Source organism: Solwaraspora sp. WMMB335 (genome assembly GCF_049179075.1).
In the GTDB taxonomy this organism is placed as follows: domain Bacteria; phylum Actinomycetota; class Actinomycetes; order Mycobacteriales; family Micromonosporaceae; genus Micromonospora_E.
In genome coordinates this window covers 7,176,104-7,195,204 of record NZ_JBMHMF010000001.1, presented here as the reverse complement: position 1 = coordinate 7,195,204, position 19,101 = coordinate 7,176,104, and the positions used below count along the sequence as shown (strand labels likewise).

15 protein-coding genes and 1 pseudogene are annotated in these 19,101 nt (G+C 72.7%); 11 read left to right on the top strand and 5 right to left on the bottom strand.

The genetic code is table 11. The features are described 5' to 3' along the window. Positions 1–2: 2 nt before the first annotated feature. Both ACN27F_RS31030 and ACN27F_RS31025 read left to right on the top strand, forming a co-directional pair. The gene (locus ACN27F_RS31030) at positions 3–1,991 is read left to right on the top strand and encodes a M48 family metallopeptidase (protein WP_421439013.1); all 1,989 of its coding nucleotides are present in this window, start codon (positions 3–5) and stop codon (positions 1,989–1,991) included. Positions 1,992–2,094: 103 nt separating this feature from the next. Beyond that, positions 2,095–3,345, top strand: coding sequence for a LuxR C-terminal-related transcriptional regulator (locus tag ACN27F_RS31025; RefSeq protein WP_421439012.1), 1,251 nt, complete (start codon positions 2,095–2,097; stop codon positions 3,343–3,345). A 131-nt stretch (positions 3,346–3,476) separates the two neighbouring features. Here ACN27F_RS31025 and ACN27F_RS31020 read toward each other — a convergent pair. The 5 genes and pseudogenes from ACN27F_RS31020 to ACN27F_RS31000 form a co-directional block, all read right to left on the bottom strand. Then, positions 3,477–4,499: pseudogene (locus ACN27F_RS31020) on the bottom strand (FAD-dependent monooxygenase); the annotation flags it as partial. Between the two features lie 16 nt (positions 4,500–4,515). After that, positions 4,516–5,844, bottom strand: a complete 1,329-nt coding sequence (locus tag ACN27F_RS31015; RefSeq protein WP_421439011.1) for a phenylacetate--CoA ligase family protein — start codon at positions 5,842–5,844, stop codon at positions 4,516–4,518. Then, positions 5,837–6,592, bottom strand: coding sequence for an amidohydrolase family protein (locus ACN27F_RS31010; protein WP_421439010.1), 756 nt, complete (start codon positions 6,590–6,592; stop codon positions 5,837–5,839). Before ACN27F_RS31010 ends, ACN27F_RS31015 begins: the two co-directional genes overlap by 8 nt. After that, entirely contained in the window at positions 6,589–7,797 is a 1,209-nt protein-coding gene (locus tag ACN27F_RS31005; protein ID WP_421439009.1) for a 3-dehydroquinate synthase II family protein, read from the bottom strand. Before ACN27F_RS31005 ends, ACN27F_RS31010 begins: the two co-directional genes overlap by 4 nt. Continuing rightward, positions 7,794–8,585, bottom strand: a complete 792-nt coding sequence (locus tag ACN27F_RS31000; RefSeq protein ID WP_421439008.1) for a 2-amino-3,7-dideoxy-D-threo-hept-6-ulosonate synthase — start codon at positions 8,583–8,585, stop codon at positions 7,794–7,796. Before ACN27F_RS31000 ends, ACN27F_RS31005 begins: the two co-directional genes overlap by 4 nt. 452 nt (positions 8,586–9,037) lie before the next feature. Here ACN27F_RS31000 and ACN27F_RS30995 point away from each other — a divergent pair, with 452 nt between their 5' ends. From ACN27F_RS30995 to ACN27F_RS30955, 9 genes are all read left to right on the top strand, one after another. Further along, positions 9,038–11,812 carry a helix-turn-helix transcriptional regulator gene (locus ACN27F_RS30995; RefSeq protein WP_421439007.1) on the top strand — a complete coding sequence of 925 codons (2,775 nt, stop codon included), beginning with the start codon at positions 9,038–9,040 and terminating at the stop codon, positions 11,810–11,812. 76 nt (positions 11,813–11,888) lie between these two features. Beyond that, entirely contained in the window at positions 11,889–13,466 is a 1,578-nt protein-coding gene (locus ACN27F_RS30990; protein WP_421439006.1) for an FAD-dependent monooxygenase, read from the top strand. Positions 13,467–13,540: 74 nt separating this feature from the next. Continuing rightward, on the top strand, positions 13,541–14,170 hold the full coding sequence (locus ACN27F_RS30985) for a hypothetical protein (protein ID WP_421439005.1): 630 nt from the start codon (positions 13,541–13,543) through the stop codon (positions 14,168–14,170). A gap of 69 nt (positions 14,171–14,239) precedes the next feature. Further along, the gene (locus ACN27F_RS30980) at positions 14,240–14,809 is read left to right on the top strand and encodes a hypothetical protein (protein ID WP_421439004.1); all 570 of its coding nucleotides are present in this window, start codon (positions 14,240–14,242) and stop codon (positions 14,807–14,809) included. 88 nt (positions 14,810–14,897) lie between these two features. Then, on the top strand, positions 14,898–15,686 hold the full coding sequence (locus ACN27F_RS30975) for a hypothetical protein (RefSeq protein ID WP_421439003.1): 789 nt from the start codon (positions 14,898–14,900) through the stop codon (positions 15,684–15,686). A gap of 1 nt (position 15,687) precedes the next feature. Then, entirely contained in the window at positions 15,688–16,305 is a 618-nt protein-coding gene (locus ACN27F_RS30970; protein ID WP_421439002.1) for a hypothetical protein, read from the top strand. A 3-nt stretch (positions 16,306–16,308) separates the two neighbouring features. After that, positions 16,309–17,343: a hypothetical protein gene (locus ACN27F_RS30965; protein ID WP_421439001.1), complete on the top strand. Its 1,035-nt coding sequence runs from the start codon at positions 16,309–16,311 to the stop codon at positions 17,341–17,343. Between the two features lie 2 nt (positions 17,344–17,345). Continuing rightward, positions 17,346–18,503, top strand: a complete 1,158-nt coding sequence (locus ACN27F_RS30960; protein WP_421439000.1) for an OmpA family protein — start codon at positions 17,346–17,348, stop codon at positions 18,501–18,503. Continuing rightward, the gene (locus tag ACN27F_RS30955; RefSeq protein ID WP_421438999.1) at positions 18,503–19,084 is read left to right on the top strand and encodes a hypothetical protein; all 582 of its coding nucleotides are present in this window, start codon (positions 18,503–18,505) and stop codon (positions 19,082–19,084) included. The genes ACN27F_RS30960 and ACN27F_RS30955 overlap by 1 nt, the downstream gene beginning before the upstream one ends. The last annotated feature ends 17 nt before the right edge of the window (positions 19,085–19,101 follow it).

Sequence of the window (19,101 nt, the reverse complement as noted above, 5' to 3'; positions counted from 1 at the left end):
GCATGAACTTCTTCGAACGCCAGCGGCAGGTCCGGCGGGTCTCCGTCCGGTTGGTCGCGTTGTTCGTGGTCGCCGTACTCGGCATCGTCGCGGTGGTCGACCTGGCGGTGTTGATCGGCTTCAACGGTGCCGCGCTACCCGCCGCGCAGCTGGCGGCGCTGCTCGTGGTGACCAGCCTGGCCACGGTCGCGGTGATCGGCCTGGCCGCGCTGATCCGGACGGTCACGCTCCGCGGTGGTGGTGGCCGGGTGGCCCGGGAGCTCGGTGGTGTCCTCGTACCCCCGGACACCACCGACTGGCACCTGCGCCGGCTGCGCAACGTGATCGAGGAGATCGCCATCGCCTCCGGCGTGCCGGTGCCCGAGGTGTACTTGCTGCCGGACGAGCAGGGGATCAACGCCTTTGCCGCCGGCTGGTCCACCTCCGACGCGGCGATCGCGGTCACCCGCGGCGCACTGGACCGGCTCAACCGCGACGAGCTGCAGGGAGTCATCGCCCACGAGTTCAGTCACGTGGTCAACGGCGACATGCGGCTCAATATCCGGCTGATGGGCCTGCTGTTCGGCATCCTGTTCCTCGCGGTGATCGGGCGAGGGCTGTTGCGCACCGGGTACGCCACCGGCCGGGCGCGCGGCGACAACCGGGGCGGCAACCCGCTGCCCCTGGTCGGGCTGGTCATGGTGGCCGCCGGCTACATCGGGGTGTTGGTCGGCCGGCTGATCAAAGCGTCGGTCTCCCGGCAGCGGGAGTACCTCGCGGACGCCTCGGCGGTCCAGTTCACCCGGCAGACCACCGGATTGGCCGGCGCGTTGAAGAAGATCGCCGGGCTGCCGGCCGGCTCGGCGCTGGCCAGCCCGCGGGCCGAAGAGGTCGGCCACATGCTCTTCGGCTCCGGTATCCGGCACCCGGCGCTGTCGCGGGTCTCGGCGCTGTTCGCCACCCACCCGCCGGTCCTGGACCGGATCGCCGCGCTCGATCCCCGCTTCGACCCGGCCGAAGTGGCGGGCCTGTCCCGTCGGTGGGCCACGACTCTCCCGTCGGGTCAGGCCGAGGACCGCGCCCTCGGCCTGACCGGGGAGCAGGCGTCCGGGGCCGCCGGCCCGGCATCCGGGCCCGCTGGCATGGCCGGGGCCGCCGAAGCGCTGCCCGATGTCGGCCATCGGGTGCCGGCCGACCCGAAAGGCGTCGTCGACCAGATCGGCACGGCCCCGCCCGAAGCCCATCCGCAGGCCGCCGCGCTGCTCCGTCAGCTGCCGCCGGACCTGCTGGCCCAGGCCCGGCAGGCTGACGCGGTGGTGCCGCTGGTGCTCGGCCTGCTGTTCTCAGCCGACGACGAGGTACGCACCCGGCAGCACGCCCAGCTGTTCGACCGGCACGGCAAGGTCCTCGCCGACGCCGCCTTGCGGGCCGGTCACGCGACCGCCGCGCTGCACCCGCTGCTGCGGCTGCCGCTGGCCGAGGTGGCACTGCCAGCGCTGCGGCACCGCCCGCCCGCGCAGCGCACGGCGGTCATCGACACGGTCGCCACCCTGGTGCACGCGGACGGACGGATCAGCGTCTCGGAGTACTGTCTGTCCCGGTTGCTCATCGGCGAGCTGCGGGACTCGTTGCGGCCCGCGCCCCGGGCCGGGACGGGACGGCGCCGACTACGCGACACCTGGCCGGCCGTGACCACCCTGCTGAGCGTGCTGGCGCGGGCCGGGCAGCCCGACCCGGACGCCGCCGCCCGTGCGTTCGCCGCCGGTGTCCGGCAGCTGCCCGCACCGCGACGACCTGGTCCGGCGCGACTGACGCCGACCGGGGACGGGGTGCTCGACCTGGAAGCGGTCTGGCCGCAGCTGGACACGTTGCAGCCTGAGCAGAAGGCCCAGCTGATCGCCGCCGCCGTCACGGTGATCGGCCATGACGGGGTGATGACCGTGCCGGAGGTGGAGTTGCTGCGAACGATCTGCCTGCTGCTGCACAGCCCGCTACCGCCATCGGCGTACTGACCTTCGCACCGGTCGGGATTTCTCCCAACCACCTCATTCTCCGGTATTCACCGTCGGCGTCGACGCCATCATCGGATCACCGCATCGACACGAGGAGCAGGTGATGCAGGTCGACGCCGAGATTGAACCGGTCACGTCCCGGGTATCCTGGCCACCCCGGTCACCCGGGACGTCACCCGGCCGCCGTTGCGCCCCGACGACCGTCGGCAGGGCCCACGAGACACGCCAGCTCACCGAGGCCCTCGACCGAGCCGTACCCGGCCGTCTCACGGTCGCTGTCGTCGTCGGGCCGCCCGGCAGCGGCAAGTCCCACCTGATCGAGGAGTTCACCGACGCGGCCCGCCGGGCGGGACACCCGGTGACCCCGCTCGCGTGCTGGGCGGGGCGGGACCGGACCCGCCGCGCGGCGGGTACGCCGGCCCAGCTGGTCGTCGCCGAGTATCCGGATCCGATCGAGCCGCGTACCTGGGCGGCGGTGGCCGCCATGGCGGCCACCGCGCCGGTCCTGGCGGTCCTGACCAGACCGCCCGAGGTCAGCTGGCCGGGAACCCGGCTGCTCGGGCCCACCGGGATGACCCGTATCGCGCTCGCCCCACTGACCGACGAGGCCGTGTCGGAGCTGGTGACCAGGCTGCTGGGTGCCCTGCCCGACACTGATCTGCTGGCCTTGGCCGCGGTCGCCGCCGGCAACCCGGGCGCGCTGGTCGAGTTCGTCACCGGGCTGCGTGAGGAACAGCTCGTGATCGTCCACGGCGGAAAGGCACGGTTGCGGACCTGCCGGTTGCCGGCGCGAACCCGAGCCCGGATCGCCGGCAGCCTCGCCACGCTCTCCGCACCCGCCCGGCACCTGCTCCAGGTCGCGTCGACGGGTGGATCGACCTTCGGGCTGCTCGACGTGGCCGACGCCATGCGCCGCGGTGCCGCGACGCTGCTGCCGGCGATCGACGAGGCGATGGCGTCCGGTCTCGTCGTCGGCGTCGGTGAGCACCTCGCGTTCAGCCACGACGAGGTACGACGGATCGTCGAGGCGTCGCTGCCTCGTCCGGTGGCGGTCGCGCTGCGGCGGGATCGGTTGGCCACACCCGGAGGCACCGCTGCCGACCTGGACACGCTCAACGAGCAGGAGCGACAGATAGCCCACCTGGTCGGACGGGCGATGACCAACCAGCAGATCGCCCACCGCATCGGCCGTTCCCCGCACACGGTCAACTACCACCTCCGTCAGATCTTCCGCAAACTCAACCTCACCTCGCGGGTCGAGCTGGCCGCGCTGGCCGCGCTGGCCGCGCTGGTCCGCGACTCCGCCGCAGCGGCCCGCGTCTTGGTCTCCTCGTCGGGTTCGCGCCACCCGTAGAGCCAGTCCATCGTGGCCAGCCCGCCGCCGGCCAGGCGACGGTCGCGGGCCCGTTGGCGCGGGCCGTCGGGCAGGTGGTGGTCACGGGCACCGGCCCGTACCGCCGCCCCTACCTCGCCGACGCGGCGGCGGCGAATGGTTTCGTACCTGGTCAGGCCGCCGCGGCCGGGCAAGACCGCGGCGAGGACGGCGGCGTCCTCCACGGCCTGGGCCGCGCCCTGGGCGAGAAACGGCAACATCGGATGCGCGGCGTCGCCCAGCAGCACCATCCGGTCGCGGTGCCACCGGTCGGGCACGGGCCGGTCGTACAGGCCGTGGTGCAGGAACTCGTCGGCCGCGCCGAGCAGCGTGGTCACCGCCGGGTGCCAGCCACGGTACGCCGGGGCGAGTCGCAACCCCGCACTGTCGGCGATGACCGGTGGGGCCGGCTCGGGCACGGTCGCCACGACGTTCAGGGTGCCGCCGGGATCGACGGGGTAGCAGACGCAGTGCCGGCCCGGACCCAGCCAGACCGTCACCCGCGCGTCGCCGCCGAGCCAGGGCGGCACCCGCTCGGGCGGCAGGACCGTCCGGTACGCCGTGTGTCCGGTGTAGCGTGGCACGTCCGTGATCAGCTGCCGCCGGACCAGGGAGTGCAGGCCGTCGGCGCCGACCACCAGCCGTGCCGGGACGGACGTGCCATCGTCGAGCCGCAGCCGGGCGCGCCGCGCCGACGCGCCCACTGTCGTGACCCGCCGGCCGAACCGGACCGCCTCGTCCCCGTGTACCGCCCTGACCATGGCCAGCAGGGCCGCCGTCAGTTCGGCACGGCGCATCGTGTAGTACGGCGCGCCGTGGCGCGCCGCCGCCGCGCCGAGCTCGACCCGGCTGATCAGGCGGTTGTCCAGCCACCGGCGTAGCTCCAGCGCGACGGGCCGCACCGCCCGTGCGGCCAACACCGACGCCAGGCCGAGCCGGTGCAAAATCCGGGCGCAGTTCGGTGGAATCTGGATCCCGCATCCGGCTGTCGACACCGACGGCTGCTGTTCCACCACGGTCGCGGGTAGACCCCGCCGGGCCAGCGCGACGGCCACCGTCAGTCCGCCGACGCCGGCACCCACCACCAGGATGCGATCGGGCACCAGACGCCCCCTTCCCCCATAAGTTCGGATCATTCATCACGGATCCGGATCAGTAGTACTGCAGTGCCTTGTCCCAGTCCTCGTCCGGGCCGTACAGCCCACGCGGCTTGAGCACGTCGCCGCCGGCGGTCAGCAACGCGTGCGGGACCAGCTCGCCCGGTGCCCGGGCCGACACCTCGGCGTCGAGGCCGTAGCGGCGGCGGACCGCGGCCACCAGTTCGTCGGCGGCGGCCTCGCGGTAGCGCTCGCGCGCCTCGATCTCGATCCGCAGCAGCTCACCGACCAGTCGGGCGCGCCAGAACATGACGCCGTAGCCGGCCGGCAGGCCGAAGACCAGTTCCTCGACGCCCAGCTGGGTGATCTCGACGGCACCGGTGCGGCAGACGAAGCCGCTGCGGCCCAGCACCCGCACCGTCGGCAGCCACCAGTCGCACTCGCACGGCTCGTAGGCGACCTCGACGTCGTCTTCGATGTTGTAGCGCAGCAGGGGCATCGCCTCGCGGTAGAGCGGGGTCACCACCAGCTGGCCGCGGCCGTGTCCGGTCGTACGACCCGACCGCGGGTCGTGCACCTCGAAGATGTTGCGGTCGGCCCACAGGTGCAGCCGCCCGTAGGGGCACTCCCCGGCGAGGCTGCCGGTCTCGGTCGCCCCGTACTCCTCGACGACCCGCGCGTTCCAGATCCGGGCGATCCGGTCCCGCCGGGCGGCGCTGAGCGGCTCACCGCCGACGAACAGGGCACGCAGGGCGGGAAAGTCCTGGTCGGGACGATGTCCGGCGGCCTCGGCGGCGGCGGCCCACAGCAACGTGTCCGTCGGCAGCGACCAGGTCAGTGTCACCGCCAGGTCACGCAGCACCCGGACCACCCGCGAGTACGGCATGGCGAGCGTCCGGTTGTCGCCGGGCACCACCGTGGCGCCGTGCAGCCGGGCCGCCGCCTGCGCCAGGTGGCCCGTGATCATCAACGCGTACGGGGTGCGGACCAGGAACGTGTCGGACGGGTAGATGCCCACCCACTTGCGGGCGTACCGCTCGGCGAGGTCCGCCCAGTCCGTCTCGGTGTAGTACGACGCGGTCGGGGTGCCACCGCTGCCGCTCGACTCGTGGTACGTGGCCAGCCGCGACCGGTCGACGGCGAGCATCCCGAACGGGTACGCCTGGCGCAGGTGCTGTTTCGTGGTCAGCGCCAAGGCGTGCAGGCCGGCCCGGTCGGCAGGGAGCCGTCCGCCGTCGCGCCGCTGGTAGAACGGCGAGCGTGCCGCCGCGGCCACCGTCGCCGCGAGCCGGGCGTCCTGCAGGTCGGCGAGGTCGCCGTACCCTTTCCAGTCGCCGATACGTGGCCGCTGGTCGGCGTCGTCCGGTCGGCACGGATCAGTCAACAGGACTCTCCTCTCCCAACAGACGCGCGGCGTTGCCGCTCGTCACCTGGTGCAGTTCGGTCGCGGTCAGGTCCAGGGCGGTGAGCTTGGCCAGTTCGACCTCGGGGTGCTGCAGTGGGTACTCGGTGCCGAACAGCACCCGGTCGGCACCGAGGCGGTGCACCGCGAGTCGGGCGACGGCCGTGAAGCATCCGGAGGTCTCCACCACGACGTTGGGCAGCGGGGCGATCAGGGCCAGACCGGCCGCGTCCAGGCCGGTGTGCCCGCAGTGGCCGGACACGAAGGTCACGCCGGGAAACCGGCGGGCGAGTGCCACCAGGTCGGTGGTCCGGGCACCGGGACGGCCGAGGCACACCAGGTAGACCGGATGGCCGACGTCCCCGGCCACCGCGACGAGCTCGCTGACCGGCGGATCGTCGAGGCGGAAGCCGTGCACCGCCGGTGAGATCTCCAGACCCCGGTACGACGGCGCGACCCGCCGGTAGTCGGCCACGTCACGGTACGGGTCGGCGAAGTAGAAGGGCAGCAGCAGCCCGCCGGAGCGGGCACAGTCGCGGCGTACCCGTTCGTTGTCGACGGCGACGTCGGCGCGCCCGCCCTCGACGATCAGGTCGGACAACCGGTCGAGGTCCACCACGCCGCCGGCGGACACCGCGGCCCGGGCGATGCCGGTGCCCGCCATGGTGGCCAGCATGGCGGGCACCGCGTCCGGCGCGGCCGTCAGCCGGGCGTGGAAATCGAAGATCACTGTTCGAGACACATTTCGTCGATGGGATGCCCGACGTGGCGTGCCCGTCCCGGGAGCATTCCGAGGATCCGGTCCCCCGACGTCAACTCGGTCGAGTTGAGTACGGCCGCAGCGGGGCCGAGGATGCGCACGTGCCAGTCGTCCTGGACGATCACGTTGACCCGCTGTCCGTCGCCGGCCACCGCGGTGACCGACAGCAGCGGACGCCGCTCGATCTTGATCCGGCCGACCGTCACCGCCCGGGTGCGCCCGTCGGCGCCGACCGCGAGCACGCTGTCACCCGCACGCAGCTCGCTCAGGTACCGGGTGTGGGTGTGATCGGCCAACGTGTACGACATGATCGCGCCGGCGTTGACCCGGAACGGACGGGTCGGCATGTAGGGCAGCGGATGCGTCTCGCTGACGCAGAGCACCAGCCCGCTGGCCCAGGAACCCACCAGGAGCCCTTCGTCCGGCCGCAGGTAGGTGCAGGTGTCCACGCACGCCCGGTCACCCATGCCGACGCGTCGCACGGCGTCGACGGTGAGAGTGGCCAGTGCCACCTCTGGTGATGCGGCGCGCACGGCCGCCGCGAGCCGCCCGACCTCGGCGGGCGAGGTGGCCCCGATCATGATTCCGTCCGGGCCGTGCTCGAGCACCCCCAGGTGGACCGGCGCGTCGGCGGCACGCTCCACGACCGACACGACCGTTCCGGCCGCGTCGGCGGCCGCCGCGAGCACGATCTCCAGCGGGATGTTCGTGGGGTCGCGGAACTGGAGCACGGTCCAGCCGCAGCGGCGCGCGCTGTCGCACGCGGTGGCGAGTGTCCGTGCGTCGCTGACCTCGACAAAGCGCCCGGTCGCCCGTTCTGGATACCTGCGGGTCAGCCGGTCCGGGTCGGGGTGTGCCGTCACGTCGACCAGCACGACGTCGGCCACGCCGACGTCCTGCGGTGGGTCGGCCTGACCGACCAGCAGGACCCGACGGATGGTCGGCGGCAACGGCTCGAGGTCGGCCGGATCGGCCGAAACGATGGCGTCGAAGCCGTGGTGGATCGCGGCCTGGCACAGCGCCGACAGGTCCGCACCCGCCGACCGGACATCGAGCCAGGCCTGTCGGCGCCCGGCAGGAGCGCCCGCCACGGCAGGAGCGCCCGCCGGGGCAGGGGGAAGGCCCGCCGGGGCAGGGGCGGCGTCGTGCCGCTGGTGCACGGTGGCGCCGCTCATCGCGTCGACACCGGGACCCGGTCATGGACCAGGGCCGCAAGCCGACGGACCATCAGACCCGGATCGTCCGCGGTGAAGACCAGCCGGCCGGCCGCGATGCCACCGGCGCCGGCCCGTAGCGCGCCGGCCAACCGACGCAGCGCCGCCGCCGGGTCCGCGTCGACGGCACCTCCGGCGGCCAGCATCGGAATCGGACAGGCCCGCGCCACCTCGGCCATCATCACCGGATCCGCCGGCATCGCCGACTTGACCAGATCGGCCCCGAGGTCGGCGGCGACGGCCGCGCCGTGCGCCAGCAGATCCGCCGCGCGATGTTCGGCGAGTCGGGCACCTCGGGCGTAGACCATCGCCAGCAGCGGTACGCCCCAGCGGTCGCACGCCTCGGCGACGGCGGCGAGGTCGGCGATCTGCCGCCCTTCGGTCGACGAGCCCAGGTTGACGTGCACGCTGACCCCGTCCGCCCCGGCGCGCAGCGCCTCCTCCACCGAGGCCACCAGGTACTTGGCGTCCGGGTCGGGCGCGATGCGGGTTCCGGCGCTCAGCTGCACGATCAGCGCCAACGACCGGAACCACCGGGACTGGAGCCGGTGCAGCACTCCTTTGTGAAGGACCACAGCGTCCGCCCCGTTTTCGGCCAGTTGCCCCACCAACCGGTCCATCCCGGTGCCGTGCACGATCGGTCCCGCGGTGACCGGGTGGTCCAACGGCACGACGAGCAGCCCGGCCGGGTCGTGCCGGTACAGGCTCTGCAGACGAAGCCGCCGGCCAAAACTCACCGTGGTTGCCAACGTCGCGCCTCCTCAACCGCCGACATTTGTCGATGACGTGCAGGAAACGCTAACCATCCGCCGGCGCCGGACTCCACTACTCGGACGAGCAGCCGACCACGGACTACTCGTTCGAGTAGTCGTGCCGGTGGAATCCCGGCCGGCGCACCGACCGACCACCGGGACGCGCCGAGACAATTCCCGACGGTAGTCCGCCGGGACGGCCGATGGCGGCACGCGGCTACGCTGAAGCCAGCCGACGAGGCGTGTCGGCGAGAACGACGGTTGGTGTGACCGAGGGACCGGCAGTGACGCCTCCCCTCGGCTGTTCGGTCCACGTTGAGCCGGCTGACCCGGACCGACAGCCGGCGAACGACACCTGACGGCGATGATCGACTCGCCCGAATGGGCAATCATGTCGATCATCGAAACAGTCGACAATCACCTGCACTATTCACGCACGACACTTCGGGGTGATCGACCTGACCATCTTCGGCCGCCAGTGGGAACTGGGAACGCTGCATAGCGCTATTACCGATGCCGCGGACGGGGTCGGTGGTTGCACGGTGGTTACCGGCCCGGCGGGAATCGGCAAGTCACATCTGCTGAGAACCGCGATCGAGTACGCCGCCGAGCTCGGTGTGGCGCGTGTCCACTTCGCGGCGACCGAGTTGGACCGCGCGGCCCCGCTGATCACCCTCGCCTCCACACTGCGTCGGATCGAGCCCGAGACGCAGTCGTTCGACTGGCTGCGACAGGATCAGATCGACCCGTACCGCAGGGTCGAGCGGCTGGTCGAGGCGTTCGAGGAATACACCGCCGCGTGTCCCCTCGTGGTGGCCATCGACGACGCCCAGTGGATCGACGAGCTGAGCGCCCTGGCCGTCGCAAGGCTGATCACCGGTCTGACCGCCGCGCCGGTGCGGTGGCTGATGGCCCGCCGACCGGTACCGGCCGACACTCCGGGCGGTCGCCTGGTCGACGCGCTGGCCCGGCAGGACACCGCGCAGATCGAGCTGCGCCGCCTCGACGAGGACGCGGTGGCGCGCCTGTGTGCCCAACTGGCCGGCGCCGAGGTCGACCACACCGTCCTCGCCCTGGCCAGCGGGTGCAACGGTGTCCCACTGCTGATCGTGCAGCTGATGCGCAGCCTGCGGATGACCGGCCAGCTGATCGTCAGCGACGGCGTGGCCACAGTGGTGGGTGGGGAGCTGCCGTCCAGTTTCGTGACCGTCATCGACCAGATGGTCGGCGGACTGACGGTGGATACCCAGCGCATGGTCCGGGCGGCGTCGGTGCTCGGTCGGCCGTTCAGCGTGGACGCGCTCGCCCGGCTGCTCGGCGTGCGGCCCACCGCGCTGCTGCCACAGATCGCCGAGGCCACCCGGGCCGACCTGCTGGTCGACAGCGCCGACGGGCTCACCTTCAACCATCAGGAGGTACGTCTGGCCATCTACGACGCGATGGGACCGGCGGCGCGCACCGTGCACCACCGCGAGGCGGCGAAGGTGGCCCACGACGAGGGGCGGTCCCCGGTCGAGGTGGCCGAGCACCTGATCAAGGGCGGCAGGTCCACCAACGAAGCAGTGGGCATGCTGCGCGAGGCCGCCCGCCAGGTCCGCGACGCGGCACCGAGCACCGCGGCGGATCTGATCCTGTCCGCGCTGGACGTGCTGGCCGAGTCCGATCCGCTGCGGCCTCGGTTGATCGCCGACGCGGTGGGCCTACTCGCCGCGTCGAGCCGGCTCGACGCGGCGCACCGCCTCGGCGAGGCGGCCCTACACGCCGGCCTCGACCCGCCGACCGAGGCGACGTTGCTTCTCGGTCTCGCCGAGGCCTTCAAACACGCCGGACAGAACCGCACCGCCGTCGAGTACGCCGACCGGGCCATACGCCTCGCGAATCTGCCCGACGCGACCCGGGGCAGGCTCCTGGCGATCCGCGCCCACGCCCAGTTCTACATGGGCGATCTCGCCGGTGCCGACTCCTCCGCGGCGGCGGCCCACGACGCGCAGGCGGCGACCGAGGTGGGCGCGGCGGCGGTGTTCGGCCTGGCGGCGCGCAGCCTCGTCGCGCAGGCCCAGGGACGGTTGGCCGACTCGCTGGCGTACGCACAGCAGGCCACCGACATCGCCGACCGGGTCAAGGGCGAAGCCGCGCACCGGCACCCGCGCATCTGGTTGAGCAACGCCCTGCTGGCGGCGGACCGGTTCGACGAAGCGGAGTCGGCGCTGGGGCGGGGGCGCGCGGAGTCCGAACGGTTGGGCACCGCCTGGTCGACGCCGTTGTGGCACTACTACAACACGTCGGCGCTGATCGCCCGGGGTCAGTTGGACGACGCCCACGCCGAGGCCACGACCGGCGTGTCGATCGCGGACGGATCGACCGCTGTTCAGCTCGCCGTGCCGCTGCTCGGCATGCTGATCCGGATCTCGGTGCTGCGCGACGACCTTGAGCAGGCCCACGGTCATCGCGCCGACATGCGCCGGCGGATGGCCACCGGCGTCACCGCCGCCGCCGAAGATGTGGTCTGGGCCGAGGGGATGCTGCTCGACGCCACCGACGGGGCGGACGCGGCGATGGCGGTGCTGGCCGGGTTGTACGACACGCTGCCGGACCGTCCGGTGCTGATCAGCCAGGAGCCGGCGGCGGCCGCGACGCTGGTGCGGATCGCGACCCGGGCCGACGACCAGCGTCGCGCACGGTTGGTCGTCACCGCCGCCCGTGGCCTGGCCGGCCGCAATCCACAGGTGCGCTCGCTCGTCGCGGCGGCCGCACAGGCTGACGGGGTGCTGCGATCCGATCCGCGGGCGTTGCGCACCGCGGTCGACGAGTTCCGACGGACTCCGCGACGGACGGCGCTGGCCGGCGCCCTGGCCGACGCGGCGCTGACCGGACCGGACGACCCCGACCGCGAAGATCTCGCCGAGGAGGCGGCACGCATCGCCACCGACATCGGCGCGCATCGGATCGTCGCCCGGCTGGCCGGTCGATTCCGCGGTGGCCGTGGGCTTGACGGCGGACGTGTCGGTTCCCGACTGGACAAGCTGACCTCGGCCGAGCGGGTGGTCGCCCTCGAAATCGGCAAAGGCACCACGAACCGGGACGCCGCCAAGAAGTTGTACCTGTCGCGCCACACCGTCGACAGCCACCTGCGGAAGATCTTCATCAAGCTCGGGGTACGGCGACGGGCGGAGCTGGCCAGGTTGATCGCCGAGGACCTGCGGGACAATCCCGGAAGTACGTGATGCGCCGGACGGCCCGAACCCCAAGCATAGCGGAGTGGAGAGACCACATCACTCTGCGCGACTGGAGATTGGACTCATGGCGATGTCACCGCTGCGCACCCGGGTGCTCGTCGTCGGCGCCGGCGTGGTCGGCGCGACGCTCGCGCTGGAACTGGCCCATCACAAGATCCCGTGCATGGTCGTCGAACGCGCCGTTCGCGGACTCCGGACGCCGACGCTGGAAGTCCTCGGCAGCCGCAGCATGGAACTGCTCCGCCGGCTGGGGCTGGCCGACCGGATCCGCCAACGCGAGGTCGATCCGAGCCGTCCCTGCCGGGTGGAGTGGACCGAGGATCTCGATCATCCCCCGGTCTACCTGACCCGTCGCCCGCCCAATCGGCGACACGCGTTCACCGCTGACGGCCGGACCACGCTGGAACCGTACGCCCAGGTGTCCGCGACGGCGCTGGCCACTGAGCTGCGCGACGCGATGCGCCGGGACCGGCTCATCGACCTGCGGGAGGGCTGGACCTTCACCGGGCTACGGGTCGACGGCGACGGCGCGGTGGGTAGCGTCCTCGCCGGTCACTCCGGGCACCGCCACGCCGTGACGGCGACGTACGTCGTCGGCTGCGACGGCGCGCGCAGTACCGTGCGTAGCTGCCTGGACATCACGCTGGACCGGCTCGGGCCGTCCCAGCGGTACTGTTCGGTGCACTTCCGCAGTCACGACCCACGACTGCGGCCGCGCAGCCACGCACAGCGCACCCTGGTCATCGGAGACATGGTGCTGCTCTCCCCCACCGGCGACGGCACCTGGATCGGGCACCTACCGGTGGCCGGGAGTGGACCGGCCACGGATCCGGTGGACACGCTACGGCGGCGGCTCGGAATCCAGCTCGACCGACCCGAGGTGCTCGGTGTCACGGAATGGGACGCCGCGCTCTCGGTCGCCACCAGGTACGGCCGGGGGCCGGTCTATCTCGCCGGCGAGGCCGCCCACCCGTTCCACCCGGTGACCGACCGGGTGGACACCAGCATCGGCGACGCCGTCAACCTCGGCTGGAAACTGGCCGCCATGATCAACGGGTGGGGTGGACCGGCGCTGCTGGCCAGCTACGAGATGGAGCGCCGTTCGGGGGCGCTCATCGACCGGGAGATTCTCGCCCGGGCGCAGGAAACCCTGCGCAGGTACCGCCGCCTGCACGCCGCAGGCGCGACCAGTGAGTTCCTGGTGCGGTTGATGCGTCAGGAATTGCCGCAGATCGGCGATCTCGACCTGCACTCCGGTCATCAGTACGGCCACTCGGCCGTGATCTGGCCGGAGCCCGAGCCGCTGGACGGCGTCCGTGGATCGAGGTCGGCGACCTGGCCGGGTAGCAGGGCTCCGACCGTACGGCTGCTCGACGGCTCCGCGATGTTCGACCGGTTCGGCCCGGAGTTCACCCTGGTCGACCTGACTCCGGACGCGGCAGGTGGCCGACTCGTCGACGCGGCGCGCAGCCAGGGCGTGCCGATGGCGCACCTGTCGACCGAGGACGTGGCCGTACGGTCCTGCTGGGACCGTCCACTGGTGCTGGTCCGCCCGGACCAGCACATCGCCTGGCGGTCCGCCACCGTGCCGGACAACTGGCCGGCCGTGCTCGACCGGGTCACCGGTCACCAGACCACGTAAACACGTGATGGTGCCCCGACGGCCACCTTCGCCAGGCTCATAGGCGTCCACGGCCGTCGAGAAGAGCGGGCACGATGAGCGAAATCACCCCGGACCTGCTGCGGAACACGGTCGTCAGCCGGTGGCACCGCCGGCTGACGAGCAACCAGTCCGGCAGGCGGAGTCACTGGCGGACCAAGACAATCTACTTCCGGTCGGTGGCCGACCTGGTGGCCCGACAACCGGAGCACACCCTCACCTGGCGCAGCGTGGTGGACGCCGCCGCGCCGCTGGGCAACCGCAGCACGTTCTACGAGGTCACCGGCGGGCAGGCACGGCACCCGCTGATCCGGGACCTCATCCAGGACGGGGCCTGCGACTCGATCCAGCTCGCCCTGTGCTACCACCGGTCCGACGCGATCAGTCAACTGCTCGACGAGACGAAGGTGTGGTCGTACTGGCCGCACCGGGAGCGGCTGCTCGCCAGGCTCGCCGCCCGGCCGATGTCCGGGTCCGACGTGGAAGCCGCGCTGGTCGACGAGGTACGCGACTGGGCGCACCGGTATCCTCGGCTGGCCGCGACGCTCGACGCCGCGCCGCCCGCGTGTGCCGCCGAGGATCTGGTGGTGATCCGGGCCGGACAGACCGCACCGTCGCGCAGCGTCAAGGCGCTGGGCGACCTGCTGCGCGACACGGCACCACGCGAAGTGCACGCGTTCACGTGATGGCAGCGGGGCGGGCCGTGGCAACACTCGGATGCGTCAGGTCCACGGCCGCCCCAGGAGCCGAACCACATGACCCACCCCGCCTGGTCCATCCGACACGACGTCTTCACCCGATCCCCGTTGTCCCACGCGCCCCGTCAGCCGCCACCAGGTCGACGGATGTCCCGGTGGTCGCTGCGGCTGCGGCTGCTACTGGCGCCGCTCGCCCCGATCGCGTCGCTCGCCGCCCTGATCGCCTGCGCGGAGCACGACAAGCCGCGGAGTCTGGCGACCTCGGTGCTGGCCGGACCACGGCGGGTGACCGGCCCGGTCTACCTCGACGAGGCGGTGGACGTCCCCGGCTCGATGACGACCCACACCACGCAGCGAGAGCAGGCCGAACGCAAGCCGCTCGGCTTCGCCCGGCGCGGACTCGGCGATCGTGACCTGCCGTCCACGGTTCTCTTGGACGACCCGGCGACGCTCGACGCCGCGCTGAGGCGGGCCGACCACACCCGGACGTACGCCGTCGTACCGACCGGGGCGATCGGCTGGCAGCACCGTGGCCTGCTCGACTCCGTCGTCGTCCACGGCGAGGTCCTCGGCGGCGTCACCGGCCAACGGCGCACCCGGGTCGCGACGACGACCGCCGTTTCGTGACGACCCTTTCCCGCCTGCGCCCTCGCCCTGCGCCCTCGCCCTGCGGCCGGCCCGGCGCCGGACTGATGTCGACCACTTTGGAGCATCGATGAGCAGAAGAGATGCACGTCGGCGAAGCCGCCGATGGACCAAGCGATCGGAACGGGCCATCCCGTACGGGCCGTTCGCCCGTCTCACCGACTGGTGGTGCGCCACTCGGGACGCCCGGAAAGGGATCCCTCAGCTGCCGCCGGAGGACGCCCGGGCCGGGTCGACGCCCGCCGACACGGAACCCCACCTGAACACCCCCCGGATGATGTTCCTCGGCCAGCTCGGGGCCGGCCGATGGGAGAAGGAGTGGATCGTCTACCAGGCCGAAGTCGCCGATCTGACAGCCGGACGGCGTAACGCCGAGGCACAGCGGGACGCGTTCGTCGAGCAGCTGGCGCCGGCCCGCGACCGGCTACGCCAAGCCGACCAGCCGCCCGACACCACCGTCCGACTCGCCGGGGAGCAGCACACCGACGCGGCGATCGTGGCCCAACGCCGACGCCGTGAGCAGGCCGACCGCCGGGAGCGCGTCGCCGCCGAGGTCGGTCGGCTCGTCGAGGCGCTGCACGCGACCCAGACCCGAATCGCGTACCTCGACGAGCAGATCGCGATCAGGCTACGGGTCACCCAGCGACGCGCCGCGATGATCGAGGCGTACGTGCGGCGCCGGGAGGCGGCGTACCTGACCCGGCTGGTCCGGCGGCACCCGCAGGGTGCCCGGCTCAACACTCTGCTGCGCCCGACCTGGCCGCAGCCACCGCGGTGGCTGCGCGCCGACCATCAGCCGGCGACCACGGCGCCACCCGCCGACGCCCCGGCGTGGCACACCCGTGCGGCGGTGTCCTGAGATGCCGATCGTCGCGTGGCCGCGGCGTCGCCGCGACACTGCGCGGGCGGTTCGCCGCCCGGCCTTCGCCAGTCGCGGTGGCACGCCGCTCGACCTGCTCGTGCCGCCGGCGTACGAGCGCCCCGAACACCAGCTCGACGCCGACCGGGCCCGGGTACGGGAGCTGATCGGATCGTTGCAGCAGGGCGCCCTGGACGCCGGCTCCCGCCAGGTGCTCGCCAATCTCATCAACGAGCTCGGCGAGCAGAGCCTCGCCGAGCTCGACGTGGCGCGTGACGAGCGTCGCGCCGTCGGTCGGGTGTTGCTCGGCATGGCGGCCGAGGAGTTGGTCCGACGCTGGGAGCGGCTCAAGTCCGCCGCCGTACGGGCCAGCCACGCCGAGACCGCGCTGGCGCTCGCCTTCGAGGAGCTGACCGGCCACAGCCCCGCCGACCGGGTCGATGCGCAACCGAACCCGTTCAGCGCCGAGGCACGGCGCTCCGCGATCGGCCCCATCGACCTGGGTCTGCACGGTCCGGACGTCAACGGTGGGATCGGCCGCGCGAACGGCCGTGCGGGTCGGCCTGCGGGTCGGCGTACGGATCAGCGTACGGATCAGCGTACGGACGAGATGGAGTGACCGATGACCGCTGCTGACGAAGACACGGGCCGCGCGGCAGCCCTGGCCGATGCCCGCCCCGAGCCGCGCTTTTCGTACCAGGGCCCGGCGGAGGTGTCCGGCCGCTCCGTGGCGGAGCTGTTCTACCTCGTCCCGCTGATGATCGCCGCCGGTGCCGACGTCGTGGCGTTCTACCAGGTCGTCACGCTGCTCTTCGCCGACCTGGCGGACCGGCTCCACCTCATGCTGGTCGCCGGCCTGACCGTCGCGGCGGTGATGCTGGCCCACTTCGCCGGCCGGATCGCCCGCGACATGCTGGCCGGCTACGGTGGCGCGAACCGCTGGGGACTCGCGCTGTGCGTCGTCCCATGGGCGGTGCTCGGGGCCGCCGCCGTCGCCGTACGCCTGCTGGCCACCGTCGACACCGGTGGTGGCGCGACCGACTTCGACTCCGGCGGCGGCCGGCAGGAACAGGTGGCCGGGGCGCTGCTGTTCGGTGCGCTCTATCTGGCGTCCGGTCTGGTCGCGGCGCTCGGCGAGTTCTTCAGCCACAACCCACTACGGTCCGGCTACCGCCGCGCGCTGCGCGGTCACCGGCGGGCGGTCAGGAAGCTGCGCTCTTTGCACCCGCCCGTCGAGCGGGCCAAGCACGTCTACGAGATGCACCGGCTCAGTGTGGTCCGCGACGACGCCTGCTACGCGGCGGAACGTGACCGCCGGCTCGCCTTCACCGAGGAGCTGAAGCGCTACTCGGAGATCCTGATCGCCGCTCACCTGAACAACCCGTCGGCGACCGACGGCATGACCCAGCCGGACTGGCGACCGCTACGCCAGCACGGTCCGACGCGCGACGCCGGCCGCACGGCACCGGCCGGCCCGGCGGAGCCGACCGGCCCCGACACACGCAACACCAACTCGGCCTGGCCGAGCAACGGCCGACGCGGCACCGGCAGGTGGAACGCCCCCGCATCGCGGCCGGCTCCGCCGGAACCGGCGACGGCCCCGGCTGAGGCGCCGCCCGCCGATCCCACACCGCCCCACCACCCGAACAGGAGCTAGAGATGTCAACCAGACCTGACCGCAGTCTCGCGGGCACCGCCGCGCTCGTCGTCCTGGCCGGCCTGCTCGCCGGCTGCGGGGCGTCGGAGCGATCGGGCTGCCCGGACACCGCCGTGGCCGGCCTGGCCGTGGCGATCGGGGCCCGGGCCAACAGCCCGGCTCCGGTGCTGCCCTCCTCCCTCGACGAGGCACTGGACCAGGTGATGGACGCCGAACAGGGCTTCACCGCGATCCGGGTCGACGGCGATCCCACCATCGCCTGCGGGATGCGTTTCAACCAGGAAGCGCAGAGCACCAACGGCAAGGCGGCGGAGCGGCGGGCGTACCAGGCTTTCGTGCACGCGGCGCTGGCGGACGTGCGGTCGGTGCAGCCCGAGGCGGACCCGCTGCGGGCGCTCAGCTACGCGGCGACCGTGGGGCCTCCGGGCGGCACCGTGCTGCTCGTCGACTCGGGCCTGCAGACCGTCGCACCGCTGAACTTCGCGGAGAACCCGGCGCTGCTCGACGCGGATCCGGGCGCCGTCGTGGCGGACCTGCGGCAGCGTGACCTGCTGCCCGACCTGACCGACCGGCGGGTGGTCCTGGCCGGGATCGGCTACACGGCGGCACCTCAGCCCGATCTGGACGACGCCCGGCGTCGGCGGCTGGTCGCCCTGTGGACGCAGATCGCCGAGGCGAGCGGGGCCGTCGAGGTCACCGTCGCCGAGGAGGCGAACACGAAGGTCGCGGCGACCGAGGAGCCGGCTGTCGCCTCGGTGGACGTCGGCGCGGTGGCGACCCTGCCGCCCACCTGTGACCTGGACCTCATCCTGTGGGACGACGGGGCCGTCGGGTTCGCGCCGGAAAGCGCCGAGCTCGCCGACCTCGCCGCCGCCCGCTCGACGTTGGCGCAGGTCGCCGCGCGATTCACCGAACATCCGAGCGCGACGGTCGAGCTGGTCGGCACGGTGGCCCACTACGGCAGCCGGAGCGCGACCGGCACCGGCCTGTCCCAGCAGCGCGCCGACCGGGTCAAGGCGATTCTCGTCGACCTCGGCGTTGCCGCGGGACGGATTCGCGCCACCGGTGCCGGTTGGGGGCCGTACCCGACCCCGGACGCCCCGCCGGACCCCCGGTCCGACCAGTTGAACCGCCGGGTGACGCTGACGGTGAGCTGTTGATGGCGGCACCCGGGTGGCCCGGCCCCGACTCCGACTCCGCCGGTGCCGGTGCCGGTGCCGGTGCCGAACGCGGGTGTCCGCCACGCCCGATCTACCGGTTGGCACCGGTGTTGTTCGATCCGGAGGACGCGGTGGACCGGGCGGTGCTGTCGGTCGCCACTCACTCGTACCATACGGTTCCCGCGACACGCCGACGCATCGTCCGGGCGGTGCTCGGCTGGTCGCGCGGGCGCAGCGCCACCGCGATGAACGCGGCACGCAATCCACTCACGCCACAGCTCGTCCTCGTCATCCTCGACGGAGTCACCAGCGGCGCGTTCGACGTGCCCGGCACCGACCGGTGGTCACGCTGGCGACTGGCCTGGCGGCTGTACCGGCGCCGAGCTCCCGCCGGGGAGTACAGCCTCGTCCCGGTGCTGTCGTCGACGGAAGCCGAGCGAATCGGTCGGCACTGCCGGTGGCTGGCCCGACGCGCCGGCCTCGCCCCGGCCAGGGCCGAGGCCGTGACCCGTCGGATCGTGGCCGTGCTCAGCGGCGCGACCGACGACCGGACCACGACCGACGACCGGGACCAGGGCTGAGCTGCGAGCCGGGTGGC